The organism is Spongiibacter sp. C9W (assembly GCF_057370015.1).
In genome coordinates this window covers 1264791-1278967 of the sequence record NZ_CM170672.1, presented here as the reverse complement: position 1 = coordinate 1278967, position 14177 = coordinate 1264791, and the positions used below count along the sequence as shown (strand labels likewise).

Sequence of the window (14177 nt, the reverse complement as noted above, 5' to 3'; positions counted from 1 at the left end):
CTGGGCGGATTGCATGGAGCGCGTTGCCGGTGAGAGGGATAAAAAGAGCTTTATGCTGCTTTTTGATCACTTTTCACCGAGGGTGAACGCCTATTTGCTGGGCCAAGGCGTGGAAGCCTCACTAGCGGAAGATTTGACGCAGGATGCACTGCTCGCTTTGTGGAATAAAGCGCATTTGTATAAGCGCGAAAAAGCCGCGGTAAGCACGTGGCTTTTTCGCGTGGCGCGAAATCTGTGGATAGATCGTTTGCGTAAACAACGTGGGATAGCGTATGAATCTGACGAGAATTTGACAGAGACCTACGAACCCGAGCCGAGCATTAATGCAGACGGCGACCGACTTTTGAGAGTCATTGAGCAGTTGCCAAACAACCAGGCTCAAGTGGTGTACAAGTCGTATTACGAGGGCAAAAGCCACAGTGAGATAGCGCTAGAGACCGGGATGCCTCTAGGCAGTGTGAAATCTAGTTTACGGCTGGCGATACGAGCGTTTCGCCAGCACTTTGGAGATAATGAATGATGGGGCACATCGAACATCATCCAAACGATGAAACAATTTTGAGCTACGCGGCCGGCTCGTTACCAGCCGCCATGGCGCTGGTTGTGGGTTGCCATTTGCAATACTGCAGCGCATGCCGGGAACGAGTAGCGCAGGCTGACGCCGTTGGCGGTAGCTTGATGTCGCAGTTGCAGGAGAAGCCGCTCTCAGACGGGCGACGCGAATCCATGATGGCGTTGCTGGATGCGAACCCGGGCGGCGAAGCAAGCCCAGCCGCGGCTCCTGAAAGTTCACCTGCGGCGGCGTCGCGAAGCGAGTTACCTCGCTTGCTGCGCAATCTGGTGGACCAAGACGACTTCGATTCTCTGCCGTGGAAAAGTATCGTGCCCGGTATGAAACAAGTGGATCTGAAGTGCGGGGAAGGGGATGCCAAGTTATTGAGAATTGCGGCTGGCAAGCAAATGCCCGTTCACACCCACCGCGGCCACGAACTGACACTGATACTGCGCGGTGGTTATAGCGACAGTCTCGGTAAGTTCAACGCCGGAGACTTTGCTGATTTGGACGGTTCGGTTGAGCACCAGCCGATCGCCGATGCAGACCAGGACTGCATCTGTTTGGCAGGGATGGATGCGCCACTGGAGTTCCGCGGGTGGATCGCTAAATTGGTGCAACCCTTTATTAAGATCTAAAAGGGACTGCATAGTAAAAAAGGCAGCCCATGGGCTGCCTTTTTTATTGCTTAGTATCACACTCGGTGTGGGTATTTAGAACTCGTAGATTACGTCGATACCATAGGTCCGAGGCTCTCCCCAGATAACGGCCCGGTCACTGTGTGGCAGATTGTCGATAGCCGTGATTTCGTATTCCTCATCGCCGAGGTTTTTACCCCATAGGCCGATATTTAATGTACCAAATCGACTTACCGGCACTTGGCTGAGACTTAAACGACCATTCCACAGGCCGTAGCTACCAATGAAGGTGTTGACGGCATTGGCTTCACGCACACCGCCGTTGCGGTCGTCCATGAAGTTATAGCTCACGTTGGCCGACAGCACGCCCCAATCCCACGATCCGATCGTCCAGTCCGCAGACGCGGTGTAACTGTGCTCGGGTGCGGAATAGAACACGAAGGTATCGGTAACATCATTACCGGCCTTGTCCACGGCCTTGGTCACTTCTGCATCGAGATAAGCGTAGTTCAGCATCAGCATCAAGTTGTCTGTCGCCAGGAAGGTGATGTCTGCTTCGAGGCCGCGCATTTCCGCTTCACCCGCATTCGCTACTTTGGTGTCGGCAATGGTGCCGGCGAGAATAAAGTTGAGCTGAATGTCGGTGTACTCGCTGTAAAACAGGTTGGCATTTATGCGCAGACGGCGATCCAGAAGCTCGCTCTTGATCCCCGCTTCAATAGAGTCCACGTGTTCCTCGTCGAAGCCGTCAGCAAAGCCGTAGCCGTAGACGACGCCATCTGGCGCGGGCTGATCTGTGTCATCACCGCGTCCTTCTGGTGTGGTTGGCCCTGAGGGTGTGCCTGTGGAGCCGCGCTGTGGGTCGCGCGTATTGAAGCCGCCTGATTTATAGGCCTGGATAAATTTACCGTAGAGGTTGATGTCCTCGGTCAGGTCAAATTCGGCAATAAAGCTGAAGGAGCTATCGGTGAAATCCTTCGATGCGTAGATATTATCGAAGGCGCGATCGCCCGGTAATAAGAAGCCACCTGCACCCAGCACCGGTTGCAAGGGGCCGAGGTTCTGCATGTCGATCGCCTGGTTCAAGGTGCGGATTTCCAAGTAGGTCTTGTCCGTCTGATTCTTCAGTGCTTCGCGGGAGTCTTTGGAATAGCGAGCGCCGAAGGTCAGGTGTAGGCGTTCATCGAGAATGCCAGGTGTCCAGGTAAACTGACCGAATACCGCTTTGGCGGTGTTCTCGATGTCGTAGCGCTGCGACAACATATTAACGATCTTAACGTCGCCAGCCGTGAGTAGCGTGCTTCCCAGAATTTGTCCCAAAACGGGGATAGGAATAACGTTATCACTGATTTCTGAGCTGAACTGGTGGTGGAGCGGAGCGTTGTTTTCAGTGGCTTCTTCTTCGAAGTAGTACGCGCCCACGATGTAGTCTACAGAATCTTTAAACAAGCTCCCCGCAAACTGCAGCTCGTGAGAGGTTTGTTCTTGAGAGATTTGCGGCACGACGAGAGGCAGGCATTCCTCGCCAGTTTGTGCCTCGACTGCGGGTCCGCAGTATTCATGCGAATCGGTGCGGTAGCGGCCTGAGCCTATTCCGCCGCCTAAGTCGGCATACGACGCGTCATACAATTCGCGATAGGCCGCGATGTACTTCACCTGAACATTTTCAAAATCTTTGGTCAGGATGAGGGAGTGGCCTTCAATTTCGGTTTCTGACGTCTCCATCGGGCGGAACGTTTCCATGGAGTCGAAGCGGTCTTCACTGTGTTTGGCTTGGCTTACCGAAAACTCTCTAACGGGCTCCGCTTGCCCTTTATTTTGTTCGCCGGGGCGAATCGACTGATACATGTAGTTTATGTATTCATACTCGGATTTGTCGTAGGCGTAATCCAAGGTCATGGTGTCACTGATATCCCAGCGAAAGTCGATGCGATAGCCTTCGACTTCGCGGTCGCCAAAATCACCGCCGGGGCCGGTGTTTTCGATGAAACCGTCCATTTCCGTTGTCAGATAGGCGACCTTTGCCGCCAAGGTATCGCTGATAGGAATGTTCGCGGTGGTTTTAGAGGTGAACTGGTTGCGGTTGCCGAATGTGAGTTTTTCTTTGAATTCGAAGGCCTCAGTCGTTGGGCGCTTAGTCACTAGGTTGATGGCGCCACCAGTGGTGTTGCGGCCGTATAGTGTGCCCTGGGGGCCGCGGAGTACTTCTATACGCTGTAATTCAGCAACGTCGAGCGCGGTGCCTGTGGAGCGTGCGATATAAACGCCGTCTACATAAATCCCGATCGGTGGATCCTGCGTTACCTGAACGTCAGACAGGCCGATACCGCGGATAAAGATTCGCAGTGTTGCATTGTTGATCGGAAATGGCTCAATCGTCAGGCTGGGGACCTTGGAGCCGATATCGTTCAAGTTATTGATGCCGTCAATTTCTAGGCGCTCTTCGCCGAAGGCCGTCAGCGAAATGGGCGTATCCTGTAGGGATTCCGCTTTTTTCTGAGCGGTCACAATCACCTCTTCCAGGCCGCGAGGCGTATTTTTCTCTTGGGCGTAGCTTAACTGGGCGATTGAGCTGGCGAGCAGGCACAGCCCTGCTGCAATAGGGGTTGTGTTCTTCACGTAGTGCTCCATTGGTGCTGATTATTGTTATGTTGCAGTGTGCAGTTAAAGCATATTCGACTACTGCACGCAACAGCCCATTTGTACTAGAGGCTGTTGGCACACCGCGCTGGGGGAGCGCGCCGCTACGATGTGGGGGGAGATCGCCGCATCGTGGCGGCGATGATGTGCTCAGGGGAGGGGACGAGCGAGAACCTCGGCAACTTTCTCCATAACAGCGGGATTCCAGGCAAAGGCGAGGTGGCTGGATTCGACCTCGATATTGTCGATATTTGGCCCCTCAAGTCGGGCGATAGAGGGCGACACAATCCCGTCGCAGGGACTGTAGATCACCGTTGTCGGCACGGTGCGCGGCCCTGCATTCAACTCTACCCACTGATCCGTGTTTTGCTCGTGGTCGGGCGTTGTGCTGCGATTGAGTAACTTGAGAACATTCCAGGCGGCGGTTCCTTTCGGGTCGCCGTAGGGGGTGCCCAGGCTAATCACGCGACGGATTTTCTCTGGCTCACGCTGCGCCATGGCGTTGGCGTAAATGCCCCCCAGGCTCCAGCCGATTAGACTGATGGGCTGCCTGTCGCACAGCTCGTATAAATCATCTACGCGCTGCTGGATGCGGCTGAGCATATGCTCTTGAAACTCGTGCATGTGCTCCATTTGTGAGATGCGCCCGGCGGGAATATTGCGGCCAAGCTTCCACGGTTCGGCCTGGTAGTTCCAGCGCCGCAGCCAGTAACGCAATGCCGACATGCTGCCATCGTCACCACCGTAGCCGGGGAGGGCAATAACGGGGTGGCCGTCGCCTCTGGGTAATTTTGCTAGCTGCCGGTGGCGGGAAACTAGCAAGCTACATTCCTTGGCGGCGCGACCGAATTCTCCGAGGGTGTTCGAGAGACGCGGAGGCCGAATATCAGAGCCATGGCTCAATGTGAGACTGGGGCTAGGCATGATCATTTCCATTGTGTTGGTGATACGGCGTTATACGCGACTCGTGGCGAGTGAGATTTGTTATGGTGTTTTTAATTCGCCTATATTAAAACGAGCGCGATACCAAAGAAAGTTCACCGCCTAATCACCATAGACGACGCGGTTCCGGCCCGAGTGCTTAGCGGTATACAGAGCCCGGTCGGCCCGTTCAAACAGGCTTATGCGGCTGTCGCTGCCGTCGTGTCGGAACTCGGTAATACCAATGCTTACTGTCATTGATATATCGAGCTCGGCATCAACCTGTGCTGGGTGGTATTGCAGAGAGGCCCTGATACGCTCGGCAACGCCCCAGGCGGAATCTTTGTCGGTCGAGGGCAAGATCACCACAAATTCCTCTCCGCCATAGCGCCCGACCTGGTCGTACTCGCGCAGATTTGTATTGAGAATATTGACCATATGCTTAAGGGCAACATCGCCGGCGGCGTGGCCGTGGGTGTCGTTTACTTTCTTAAAATGGTCGATATCCAGCACCATCAGCGACAGATTTGAGGTTTTGCGGCGGGCTTCTGCGATCGCTGAGTCGAGTAGCTCATCGATCATCCGACGATTCCAGCACTGGGTTAAGGAGTCGCGGGAAGCCAGTTGATTGAGCGTTTGCTCCAGGCGAACGATGCGGCTGCCTGCGGCGAGCCGTACCTTGAGTACGCGGTGATCAAAGGGTTTGCTCAAGAAGTCGTCGGCGCCGGACTCCATCGCTTCGATAACCGCCTCGTTGCCCTCTTTGCCGGTGAGCATAAGAATGTAGAAGAACTGGCCGTCATCTCGCAGCCGTATATTTTCGCAAAGTTCAGGGCCACTCATTCCCGGCATCGACCAGTCGATGATAAGAAGGTGAGGCGGGTTGTCTTCATTCAGGATCTCGAGCGCTTGTTCACCACTTTTCGCGACAACGGGCGTAAAGCCCCAGTCTTCTACTGCGGCGCAAAGTGCGAGGCGAGTGATTGGGTCGTCGTCGACCAGTAATATATCCATCGGCTAGAGGCCCGCTATATCCTTTAACTCATTTTCCAGTAATTGTAGTTTTAGGGTGACTGTATCCCATTTTTCGCGCCACAGGGATAGTGGTTCGCCAGACTCCTTGGCCATTGCCTCCAGCCCGCTAATGTCACGATAGTATTCCTGCGTTGCGAAATTCCCCAGCGCGCTTTTCAGCCTGTGTACGGCCTGAGCGAGCTCGTCGCGTTCGCCTTTGGTGTAGGCGTCATCGACACTTTGCAACATATCTGGAAGCTCATCGATAAAGAGCTGAGAAATGCTGGTGATGAGTGCAGGCTTGTTGCGGGTAATATCACGCAGGCGTTGTTCATCCAGTATCATGTGTCTATCGTCCTCTACCGCTGGTTCTGCCAACGATGCGCAGTCATCCATAAACGCCAGTGTAGCCGCTTGTGATGAGAGTTTCGCCGTTGCAGGTCTCATTCTGGTTGGCGCCGCTCGCTGGGCCGACGGCTGTAGTTGATGTACGTTCCCACTCGCTGGCGAGCCGGGCTCTATGTGTGTCGCGCCCGCATCGGCAGGTTTGCTACTAAATCGCTCCCTTCTCTGGCTTGCCAGTGGCGCTGACTCAGCAACGAGTAAGTCGGTAGTTACGGTGAATGTCGTGCCGCGGTTCTCCGCGCTGGTGACGTCAATACGGCCGTCCATGAGGGCGACGATGTGGGAGGCGATACTCAATCCTAAGCCGTTGCCCCCGTAGCGGCGAGTGCTGCCACCGTCAGCCTGAACAAAGGGCTTGAAGACATCTTGCTGTTTTGATGGCGGGATACCGATGCCGGTATCGGTAACCGACAGGCAAAGCTGACCGCGAGAAGCGGACGTTGCCGACCAGCTAATGTTAACCTCGATGTTACCTGACCGGGTAAATTTCAACGCATTGCTAAGTAACTGCTTTAGCACTTGCGTAAGTCGTGTGGCGTCGCCGTGTAAGGCGTGTGGCACATTGTTGGAAAACGCCACTGTAAATGCGAGCCCTTTCTCCTTGGCCGCTTCAGCAGATGATTTCAGTACCGTTGAAAAGGCATCGCGGGCGACAAAGTCGTCGTTGTGAAGACAGAGTTGCCCGGTGTTTGCGCGCGACAATTCTAATATGTCGTCGATAATGACAAGCAGGTTTTGCCCAGAGTTTTCGATGATGTCGAGGTACTCTTGTGTTCGGTCGTCACTGACCGACCGTTTGAGTATGCTCGCGATACCCATTATGCCATTCAGTGGTGTGCGAACTTCATGGCTCATATTGGCCAGGAACTCGCTTTGTAGTCGGCTATTTTCCTCGGCTCGCTCTCTTGCTGACTCTGCCTCGAACGTGCGCTGCGCGACGGCTTTCTCGAGCTGGGTATTGTCGTCGATAAGTTGGTCGAGCATGCCGTTAATCGCGCGACCCAATACCGCCATTTCATTGTGACCGCTCTCATCGGCCCGCTTGCGCAGATCGCCTGTGCGAATGCGCTCTGCGGTTTGCGTAAGCTTCGCCACAGGGCGATGAATGATCGCTGCTGCACGCAGGGCAATAATTATGCTGAGCCCGGCAATCGCAATAATGAATATGTTGAGGCGCGATAGCATAGCTTTGGCAGGACCGAGTATCTCGCTGATATCGCGCTTAACAATAAATCCCCAGTTCAACTCGGGAAGGAATTGCCCCACTAAGAGCACCGCTTCGCCGCGATAATCAAAAACGTCGTAAGCCTCTTTATCGTTGCTATTAAAGGGCGCGCGAAAGGGGTTGTAGGTCAATTCGCCACTGTCGTTATATCGGCGTTTGTGTAGCGCTTTGACTCGAAGGTCCTGGTCGGGTTGGATCAGTATCGATTCGCCGGTTTCACCCATGCCGCTGTAGTCGGTAAATATATGCAGTAGTGGCTCAGCATTTGTGTACAGACGAATCCGGCCGACAAATTTTCCGCTGTGGTAGATAGGGGCTTCATCGACGAGCAGCGCCTGCCCATTGGTGTCGTGGGATAAAGAGATCTCAGAATATCGGCGGCCGTCGGTTGGTGTCTGGGCATGATATCCCGCACCAAACACGCGGCTTTGCAGTGTATTCGCGGGGCCATAGATATGCGCCTCGGTCACGTTTGGCGCTAGGGAAAGCGCCTCTTCCAGCGCTGAGCCCAAACTGTTGTTGTCGGCATCGCCCTGCCACACCGCGTAGGCCGCCTGCGTCACAGCGGGTGCCTGGGCAATCATCAGCATTTGTTGTTTGTGTTGATTAACTTGATTGAGTAGGCGTTCTCGCTGGATGTCACTTAACGCTGTTAGCTCCCGCATAGCGGCGGCCTTTAGGTGAGCGACGGACATGGAGTAGTCCACCGCACCAAAGAACAGCAGCGGCAGGAGTGCGAAGCCGCATAAGATCAGCGTTAATTGCTTGCGTAATGACATTAGCTATGTCGGTGCCAACCACTTAACGCCGCAGCGCTGAGAAGCAAGATCGCTAGCATAGCGATGCTGCTCATGATGCTAATTTCAGTCGGCGCGACAGCCGCACTTACGCACAGAAGTAAGACGTTTGCGAAGATAGCCAGTCCCGGTGGTTGCTTGCGTTCCATAGCGGCGAATCCCTTGTGGCGTTCAATGTGAATTAGAGTATCTGAGATGTTTATCAGAGAGGGGATTCGAGTTTGTACCTAGCTGATATTCGCATAACGAAGTTGGGGCTTCGCCGAGTCGTGATGCCGGCAAATCATTGCGTGTGTCCGCCCTCTGCCTGCGTGATGTCCCGCTCAGATTAGTACAATTACGAATACTTAGGCTTTCGTGAAATCTATGTACTGAATAGCGTTGGGGACTCTAAAAATCAGCAGTGCAGCGAGAAAGTCGGAGCGGGGCTATGGCGAACATTTTAGCGGTAGACGATTCACCATCTATTCGGAAGCTGGTGTCTGCCACGCTGAGTAAGGCCGGCCATAGTGTGGAATCGGCAAGCGATGGTCAAGAAGGATTGGAGCTGGCGGAAGCCAATGCCTACGACGTGGTCATTACCGACGTCCACATGCCGATAATGGATGGTATTACGCTTACCGAAAATCTTCGCAAGCTGGATACCTGTCGGTTTACCCCCATTTTAATCCTGACGACCGAGTCGGCGTCTGATATGAAGCTGCGTGGCAAACAGGCCGGTGCAACAGGCTGGATAGTGAAGCCGTTTAACCCTGAGTCGCTGATAAAGGTTATTGATCGCGTGCTCGGCTAGGAGTTGAGATATGTCCATTGATATGGATATGAAGGAAATCCACGACATCTTCTTCGAAGAAAGCGAGGAAGGTATCGATGTTATGGAGTCCGGGCTTCTGGGGCTGGAGCCTGGGAATGCTGACCCAGAGCTTATCAATACGATTTTCCGAGCGGCACATTCGATAAAAGGTGGTGCCGCAACGTTTGGCTTCACAGCAATTTCAGAATTCACTCACGGTGTTGAAACACTTTTAGACCAGCTGCGTAGTAATCAGCGGGCGGTGAGTGAAGACCTTATCGAAGTGTTACTCGGCGCCGTTGATTGCGTGCGCGGTATGCTCGCTGCGCTTAAGGACGATGCTGAGCTCGACCTGAATTCCGTGACGGAGTGCCAGGAGAAAATAAATGCCCTGCTGGGTAGTGCACCGGCTACTGCAGCGGCGGAGCCTGTTGCTGACACCGATGAGGCAATGGCGCAAAAGCCGGGCGTAAAAACCTGGGACATCGAGTTCAGACCGGATGCGAATATATTCAAAACCGGCAATGAGCCTATTCGCATTTTTAGAGAGCTGGAGTCACTGGGGAAGCTAAATGTCATCGCTGAATTGGCTGAGGATGTCGAGTTTGATTCCGTCGACCCGGAAAATTGTTACTGCGGCTGGGTTCTGGAATTGGAAGCCGACGTAGACGCAGAGGCGATTGAGGCAGCGTTTGAATGGGTGAAAGAGCAGTGTGATTTAAAAATACACTGCCGGAACCCGCAAGCTGATGCAACAGCCGATACGGGTGCTGTTGAAAGCGCCAATACCGTCACCCAACTTGAGCCGCCAAAAAGTGAATCTAACGCCGCGAAGCCGGCAGCCGCGCCCGCCGCCGCTAGCCGGGACTCGGGGTCGATTCGCGTTAATATCGATAAAATTGATGCTCTGTTGAATCTCGTTGGTGAGCTGGTTATCACCCAATCCATGCTGGCGCGGTTTGGCGAGGATGGTGGTGAGAGAGGTGCGAACTCCGGTCTGCGCGATGGGCTTATGGTGTTGGAACGTCACACTCGGGAGCTGCAAGAGAGTGCGATGCAAATACGCATGCTGCCAATAAGCAGCAGCTTTAGTCGCTTTAAGCGCTTGGTTCGGGATATCAGTAGTAAGCTGGGCAAGAAAGTAGAGCTCGTATTATCCGGAGAAGACACTGAGCTGGATAAAACCGTTCTCGAAAAGATGAGCGACCCGTTAGTACACCTGGTGCGAAATTCCTTAGATCACGGCATAGAGATGCCTGAGCAGCGCCTCGCGGCCGGTAAGCCGGAAGTGGGCACGCTTAAACTGAGCGCGTACCACGAAGGCGGCAGTATCGTTATTGAAGTTGAAGATGATGGCGCGGGCCTGAATGCCAAAAGAATTCACCAAATCGCCATAGAGCGTGGTGTGGTGAGCGAAACCGAGCAACTCAGTGAAGAGCAAATTCATCACCTAATCTTCCAGCCAGGCTTTTCGACAGCCGAGGCCGTGAGCGATTTATCTGGCCGCGGTGTGGGTATGGATGTCGTGCGAAGAAATATCGCCGACCTGGGTGGCCGGATTGATATTCACTCCGAGCAAGGAAAAGGCTCCTGTCTGAAAATTCGCCTGCCCCTCACACTGGCTATTCTCGATGGTCAGCTCGTGCGTGTGGGCGATGATGTCTACATCTTCTCACTAAGGTCCATTGTCGAAACGGTGCTTGTGCCGCCAAACCAGATAAAGCGTTTGGCTGGGGGCTCTGTTGTCTATCGGCTGCGGGAGGATTACATCCCCGTGGTGAGATTGCGTGAGCGCTTTAATTTAAATTGCTCTGCACCAAGAAAAACTTACCTCGAGAGCGATGGCGAGTTGATGGTCGTCGTGGAAAGTGATGGAAAGCGCTTGGGGCTATTTGTCGACGAGCTGTTAGATCAGCAGCAGGTCGTCATTAAAAGTCTTGAGGAAAACTACATGCCGGTCACCGGCCTAGCGGGCGCAACAATTTTGGGGGACGGCAACGTTGCCATGATTATCGACGTACCGGGCCTGGTACGCGACGCAGGCGATGCCAAAGCCAATGACTCTAACGCCGCTTAAAAAGTAGGGGAAATCGAATGACAAGTGAATATAGCAACAGCCCTGACGATCAGTTGAGCGCTGGCGATGCCAATCAGTATCTGACCTTTGTTCTGAATGGTGAAGAATACGGCGTCGAAATATTGCGTGTGCAAGGTATTCAGGGCTGGGACACCGTGACGCCAATTCCGAATTCGCCTGACTTTGTGCTTGGTGTCATGAATTTGCGGGGCGCTATCGTTCCAATTATCGACCTGCGAAAGCGTTTTAATATGGAGACCATACCCCACGGTCCGACTACGGTGATTATTGTTGTCAAAGTCGAGAGCGCTGACAAGCCGAGAACCATTGGCATGGTGGTGGACGGGGTATCGGAAGTGTATCGCTTGGATGATGCCAATATACAGGCCTTGCCTGAAGTCGGGGCGAGCGGCGTGAGTAGTGACTATGTAAAAGGCTTGTCTACCGTCGATGAAAAGATGCTCATTCTTCTAAATATCGACAAGCTTTTCTCCGGCAATGAACTCAACCACGACGCGCCGACGCCTATGGCGAAAACAGCGTGAGAAAACGCGATGGCAGATGAAGAATTTATTATTCTATTGGGTGATGAGCCTGAACAGGGCTCGGGCAGCGATATAAACAGCCCAGAACCAGAACAAGGAGCGGCCACTCCGAACACCGAAGACGACGGTTTTGTTGTCCTGCTTGGCAGCGAAGACGGTGAGCCCGGTGGTAAGTCACTTCCCAGTGAACTTGTTATTGCCAGTGCCGGTTCTCTCTATCAGGTTTTGGCAGAATTTGCTGCCGCGGCAGACGGCGATATCAGCATTGATGCGTCGGCCGTTGAGCAGGTCGATAGTGCCGGTCTGCAGTTATTGGCGCTGTTTCGCCAGAGTCAACAGAAAACCGGTCGGGAGGTTAGCTATCAAGGCTTTCCTGACGACATCGATACCGTGATACGTCGTGCAGGGTTCGCCTCGTTGTTGGCCGCATGACCCCGCAAGTGGGAACCCGCGAAAGAGGCTTTAATGGTGGTACTCAGTCGAGAGGTAAATCACGGTATGTTACCGAGGTCGGAAGAGGACCGGCGAGTACTGTCTGTATATGCTGCTCAATTACGCGCGGTCGCATCGGAGCTGGAAGAGGAAGCCTGTGACATTATTCTTCTGTTCATGGAGATTACTTCAGCATTGGATCGGATGGAGCGCGATGGCGGTAGTGAGCCCGAGGCCGTTGAGGCGGTTCGCAGCGCATTAAATACCATTACAGAGCGCTTACAGATGTTTGATGGCAGTGCTCAGCGTCTTGGGCATATTGCAGACAGCGCTGAGCGAATGAAGACATTGGATAGCGACCATTCTGAGCTTGCAACATTAGCCAGCAGCTACAGCTGTCCGGTAGAACATGAGGTGCATGGCCAGGTATGTAATGAGGCTGGCGGCGCACCAGACAAATAGTAGAGCCATGACAACGGGCGGAGCGCGTTTGCTTGAATATGCCAAATCGCAATCGAAGTGAAATCTCCGAACACTATCCAGGCGTATCCTGTCACTGGGACAGCGTACACAACGTGTATGCGGTTCGCGTTCTGCCTGGCCAATACTACGTGACAGACCGCAGTGATCAAATGATTTCAACCGTGCTGGGGTCGTGTATCGCAGCGTGCATTCGCGATCCGGAGATTGGGGTGGGTGGTTTAAATCACTTTATGCTGCCTGGTGGTGACGTCGCTGCAGATGGCGTGGCGGCGCGCTACGGTATTTACGCAATGGAGCATTTAATCAACGACATTATCCGTCGTGGCGGCGATAAAAGGCGCTTGGAGATCAAGCTGTTCGGCGGCGGCAAAATAATGCGAGGACTCACTGATATTGGTGCAAAAAATATCAAATTTGTTCGAGAGTTCCTCAGTGTGGAAGGCTATCCGATAGCTGCCGCTGACTTGGGTGAGAGCTTTTCCAGGAAGGTGAATTATTTCCCCACTACGGGGCAGGTGCTAGTGAAGAGATTGCGCTCTCTACATGCACAGCAAATTGCCAGAGAAGAAACCGATTACGGTAAAACATTGGTTGAGCAGCCGGAGTACGGTGATATTGAACTCTTTGACTAGGGCCGGTTAATACCGTTTGAATTTCACCTGCTGAAGGATGTTTCGCCTATCGCTGGGCGGAGAAGCGACGTTTGGTGGACCTGAATATTTAAGCGGAAAATGCCTGGAGAATGTCTTCAGCGCTGGCTTTGATGTCGCCGATAATCTCTGTCGCCTGACTTGGGTCCAGACCTAAAGTCTGCCACGCCGTGTCCAGAATCGGCGCCGCCTCAGAAAAATCGTCGCTGTCTAGCTCACATAATACAGCGAGGCTATTTGCGATATGCACCACATATACCAGGTCTGGAATATCCTCCAGTTTATTCGGTGTGTGGTGAGCAAGAATACTCTCTTGGATCGACGTCGGCAGTGACCACTGACTGGCTAATTCGTATCCGACGTCGCTGTGGTCAAAGCCAAAAAAATCTTGCTCAGTTTTATAAGTTTCCAGACCGTCGTTGTCGAGCAGCGACTGTGAGAAACATTGTTCGCCACGCTCTTTTGTCGCGTTATATAAAATAAGATCGCCAATATCGTGTAGCAGGCCTGCGGTAAACGCCACGCCGGGCTCAACCTTCCGGCAGATGTTGGCAATATTCTGGGCGATAAGCGCGGTATAAATACTGTGGCGCCAAAATTCGTCAATCGAAAAGGCGGCGTTTTCGACGCCTTCGAAGCAGCGTGCCACCTCGATTCCTGTGAGTACTTGATTGATCGTGCGCGAACCAATGCGGGTAATGGCTTTAGGGACGGTGTCGACCTCTGAGACACTGGGGAAGGCAGCACTGTTTGCCACTCGAAGTAACTTCGCGGTTAAAGCAGGGTCTGATTCAATGAGTTTTGCGACGTCTCGAACGGATCCATCTTCGCTATTAATCACTTTTCCAACTTCAATGGCGATGCTGGGAAAAGACACCAGAGAACTCGCATTTGTTACCAGTGATTTTGCACTTTCCATTGGCGTAATCCCGGACAAGTTATTTTACAAACAGTCTCATTCGCAGCGCCTTTTCAACAATAGGTATGTTCACTAATTGGGAGTT

Annotated in this window: 13 protein-coding genes; 8 read left to right on the top strand and 5 right to left on the bottom strand. The window is 53.2% G+C overall.

Features of this window, described 5'->3' with window-relative positions:
- Positions 1–13 precede the first annotated feature (13 nt).
- Together AC2Q8J_RS06150 and AC2Q8J_RS06145 are read left to right on the top strand one after the other, a co-directional pair.
- Positions 14–520 carry a sigma-70 family RNA polymerase sigma factor gene (locus AC2Q8J_RS06150; protein WP_286838021.1) on the top strand — a complete coding sequence of 169 codons (507 nt, stop codon included), beginning with the start codon at positions 14–16 and terminating at the stop codon, positions 518–520.
- Positions 517–1191 (top strand): ChrR family anti-sigma-E factor, encoded by a 675-nt coding sequence (locus AC2Q8J_RS06145; RefSeq protein WP_486452399.1) that lies wholly within the window; start codon positions 517–519, stop codon positions 1189–1191. Before AC2Q8J_RS06150 ends, AC2Q8J_RS06145 begins: the two co-directional genes overlap by 4 nt.
- Positions 1192–1266: 75 nt before the next feature.
- On the opposite strand, the gene AC2Q8J_RS06140 is transcribed toward AC2Q8J_RS06145, so the two are convergent.
- From AC2Q8J_RS06140 to AC2Q8J_RS06125, 4 genes are all read right to left on the bottom strand, one after another.
- Complete coding sequence (locus AC2Q8J_RS06140) at positions 1267–3810, bottom strand: TonB-dependent receptor (protein ID WP_486452398.1); 2544 nt, start codon at positions 3808–3810, stop codon at positions 1267–1269.
- Positions 3811–3981: 171 nt separating this feature from the next.
- The gene (locus AC2Q8J_RS06135) at positions 3982–4755 is read right to left on the bottom strand and encodes an alpha/beta fold hydrolase (RefSeq protein WP_204995308.1); all 774 of its coding nucleotides are present in this window, start codon (positions 4753–4755) and stop codon (positions 3982–3984) included.
- 120 nt (positions 4756–4875) lie between these two features.
- Positions 4876–5766: a diguanylate cyclase gene (locus AC2Q8J_RS06130; RefSeq protein WP_486452397.1), complete on the bottom strand. Its 891-nt coding sequence runs from the start codon at positions 5764–5766 to the stop codon at positions 4876–4878.
- 3 nt (positions 5767–5769) lie between these two features.
- Positions 5770–8175, bottom strand: a complete 2406-nt coding sequence (locus AC2Q8J_RS06125) for an ATP-binding protein (protein ID WP_486452396.1) — start codon at positions 8173–8175, stop codon at positions 5770–5772.
- A 448-nt stretch (positions 8176–8623) separates the two neighbouring features.
- Between AC2Q8J_RS06125 and AC2Q8J_RS06120 the strand changes: the two genes are divergently transcribed.
- Genes AC2Q8J_RS06120 through cheD form a run of 6 tightly spaced genes read left to right on the top strand, consistent with a single transcriptional unit; the run spans position 8624 to position 13155 of the window.
- Positions 8624–8986 carry a response regulator gene (locus tag AC2Q8J_RS06120; RefSeq protein ID WP_204995311.1) on the top strand — a complete coding sequence of 121 codons (363 nt, stop codon included), beginning with the start codon at positions 8624–8626 and terminating at the stop codon, positions 8984–8986.
- 10 nt (positions 8987–8996) lie between these two features.
- Positions 8997–11063 carry a chemotaxis protein CheA gene (locus AC2Q8J_RS06115; protein WP_486452395.1) on the top strand — a complete coding sequence of 689 codons (2067 nt, stop codon included), beginning with the start codon at positions 8997–8999 and terminating at the stop codon, positions 11061–11063.
- Positions 11064–11080: 17 nt separating this feature from the next.
- Positions 11081–11608 (top strand): chemotaxis protein CheW, encoded by a 528-nt coding sequence (locus AC2Q8J_RS06110; RefSeq protein WP_204995313.1) that lies wholly within the window; start codon positions 11081–11083, stop codon positions 11606–11608.
- Between the two features lie 9 nt (positions 11609–11617).
- Complete coding sequence (locus AC2Q8J_RS06105) at positions 11618–12040, top strand: STAS domain-containing protein (RefSeq protein WP_204995314.1); 423 nt, start codon at positions 11618–11620, stop codon at positions 12038–12040.
- Between the two features lie 33 nt (positions 12041–12073).
- On the top strand, positions 12074–12502 hold the full coding sequence (locus AC2Q8J_RS06100) for a hypothetical protein (protein ID WP_204995315.1): 429 nt from the start codon (positions 12074–12076) through the stop codon (positions 12500–12502).
- Positions 12503–12540: 38 nt separating this feature from the next.
- A complete protein-coding gene (gene cheD / locus AC2Q8J_RS06095) occupies positions 12541–13155 on the top strand; it encodes a chemoreceptor glutamine deamidase CheD (RefSeq protein WP_239547620.1) in 615 nt (204 codons plus the stop codon).
- Between the two features lie 88 nt (positions 13156–13243).
- On the opposite strand, the gene AC2Q8J_RS06090 is transcribed toward cheD, so the two are convergent.
- Positions 13244–14092, bottom strand: coding sequence for an HDOD domain-containing protein (locus tag AC2Q8J_RS06090; RefSeq protein ID WP_204995317.1), 849 nt, complete (start codon positions 14090–14092; stop codon positions 13244–13246).
- Positions 14093–14177: the final 85 nt, after the last annotated feature.

Bases quoted from the DNA above. Each gene is read 5' to 3' on its own strand.
- AC2Q8J_RS06150 (WP_286838021.1), top strand. From the start codon at position 14: ATGGAGCGCGTTGCCGGTGAGAGGGATAAAAAGAGCTTTATGCTGCTT.
- AC2Q8J_RS06145 (WP_486452399.1), top strand. From the start codon at position 517: ATGATGGGGCACATCGAACATCATCCAAACGATGAAACAATTTTGAGC.
- AC2Q8J_RS06135 (WP_204995308.1), bottom strand. From the start codon at position 4,755: ATGCCTAGCCCCAGTCTCACATTGAGCCATGGCTCTGATATTCGGCCT.
- AC2Q8J_RS06130 (WP_486452397.1), bottom strand. From the start codon at position 5,766: ATGGATATATTACTGGTCGACGACGACCCAATCACTCGCCTCGCACTT.
- AC2Q8J_RS06125 (WP_486452396.1), bottom strand. From the start codon at position 8,175: ATGTCATTACGCAAGCAATTAACGCTGATCTTATGCGGCTTCGCACTC.
- AC2Q8J_RS06120 (WP_204995311.1), top strand. From the start codon at position 8,624: ATGGCGAACATTTTAGCGGTAGACGATTCACCATCTATTCGGAAGCTG.
- AC2Q8J_RS06115 (WP_486452395.1), top strand. From the start codon at position 8,997: ATGTCCATTGATATGGATATGAAGGAAATCCACGACATCTTCTTCGAA.
- AC2Q8J_RS06110 (WP_204995313.1), top strand. From the start codon at position 11,081: ATGACAAGTGAATATAGCAACAGCCCTGACGATCAGTTGAGCGCTGGC.
- AC2Q8J_RS06105 (WP_204995314.1), top strand. From the start codon at position 11,618: ATGGCAGATGAAGAATTTATTATTCTATTGGGTGATGAGCCTGAACAG.
- AC2Q8J_RS06100 (WP_204995315.1), top strand. From the start codon at position 12,074: ATGGTGGTACTCAGTCGAGAGGTAAATCACGGTATGTTACCGAGGTCG.
- cheD (WP_239547620.1), top strand. From the start codon at position 12,541: ATGCCAAATCGCAATCGAAGTGAAATCTCCGAACACTATCCAGGCGTA.
- AC2Q8J_RS06090 (WP_204995317.1), bottom strand. From the start codon at position 14,092: ATGGAAAGTGCAAAATCACTGGTAACAAATGCGAGTTCTCTGGTGTCT.